We start from the raw sequence: 1,425 nt of genomic DNA, 5'->3' as shown, positions 1-1,425 counted from the left end.
ACATACACTCTTTTTTTAAGAAACCCTTATTAACTCATTAAGTTTCATTCTAGACTATACCCTCAAAGCTTTCTTTTTATGTATCTAGATGACTCTCTCTCATCTAGATAGGTACGTCTTTAACTATTTTTCACCTTCAATGAATTAGTTTTACTTACAGCAATCATCTTCACAAGTAGATGCATCATGTGGTAATTCTACATGACTAATTACATTTTGAACCAATTGATAGTATGCGCTTTCTTTATTCATAAAATAGTAAATCCATTGTCCACGTCTTTCTTCCTTTACAAGTCCTGCATCCTTAAGTTTTCTTAAATGTTGACTAATCGAAGGTTGACTCATATGGAATAAATCTACAAAGTTACACACACAATATTCTTTTTCATATATCATTCTCATCATCGCTAATCGAGTTTTATCACCTAAAAGCTTCAAGACATTTGATATCTTTTCAACTTCGTAAATTTTTTTTTGCATATCTCAACCTCTGTTCTAATTATAATTACATAAATATTAACTTATATATTCAAACAATATCAGAAGGATGTGCCTTACTCTTTTTAATATTTTCAATGGATCAAGTAGAAATCCCATTAAAGTTTTCTATATCTTGCACGGTTAAATCTAACCACTTCTGAATGCTCTTTATTCTTTTTCCAAAATCAACACACAATGTTTAGCGATCCTAACCCCTTTCATCCATTCTTTGCAATTATTATAAGTTGTTTTTATATATATGACAATCTTATAGGAATGATTTCTATTCATATATACAAAAATAGATTGGAATGTATTTTGCCTAACCCCCTACCTTTTGTAAAAAGAATGTTAAGTCGAAATAAAACACTTAAAAAACACATAATCAAGCGATAATATAATTACATAATCGAACAATAAGTTATTCCATAAGTGGATAAATATGTAACATAACGGTTTGAAAACTATATGAACGAAAAAGGAGTAAAACTTTTATTTTTGGAAACAGTTACTGCACTAGAAGGCGATAATCGTGCAACAAAAGTTGTAACAGATAGCGGAAAAGAAATCGAAAATGATATTGTCATTCTTTCCATTGGTGTACGTCTAAACACACAACTTGCGACGAAAGCTGGGATGACACTCGGGGAAACAAGTGTCATTCAAGTAAATACAAAAATGGAAACAAATGCTGATATCTATGCTGTAGGTGACTGTGCAGAAAGCTTCTCCCTTATTACCGTTTTCCGACAGAAGACTCCTTCCTCAAAAATGTGAAGGTGTGAAACACCAATTTTAGGTGGGAGATGAATGTCGGTTGGCATAAGCCAACATATTTGCTATCATTTACTTGTACAGATTGCTCTTCGAAAACTGAAGATATGAGGTTGGTTGCAGAAAAACGTTGCAACCGTAAAATCTTCAACGTTCTATCGCCCCATGCTT

General features: G+C 32.1%; 2 protein-coding genes. One reads left to right on the top strand and one right to left on the bottom strand.

What is annotated here, in order from left to right; all coding sequences use genetic code 11:
• Positions 1-150 precede the first annotated feature (150 nt).
• A complete protein-coding gene (locus tag ACZDYH_RS30325) occupies positions 151-480 on the bottom strand; it encodes an ArsR/SmtB family transcription factor (protein WP_474888042.1) in 330 nt (109 codons plus the stop codon).
• A 498-nt stretch (positions 481-978) separates the two neighbouring features.
• Between ACZDYH_RS30325 and ACZDYH_RS30320 the strand changes: the two genes are divergently transcribed.
• Positions 979-1,257 carry an NAD(P)/FAD-dependent oxidoreductase gene (locus tag ACZDYH_RS30320; protein ID WP_474888040.1) on the top strand — a complete coding sequence of 93 codons (279 nt, stop codon included), beginning with the start codon at positions 979-981 and terminating at the stop codon, positions 1,255-1,257.
• The last annotated feature ends 168 nt before the right edge of the window (positions 1,258-1,425 follow it).

Source organism: Bacillus sp. EB V-12 (genome assembly GCF_056158125.1).
This window is presented reverse-complemented; position numbering and strand designations above follow the sequence as displayed.

Bases quoted from the DNA above. Each gene is read 5' to 3' on its own strand.
- ACZDYH_RS30325 (WP_474888042.1), bottom strand. From the start codon at position 480: ATGCAAAAAAAAATTTACGAAGTTGAAAAGATATCAAATGTCTTGAAG.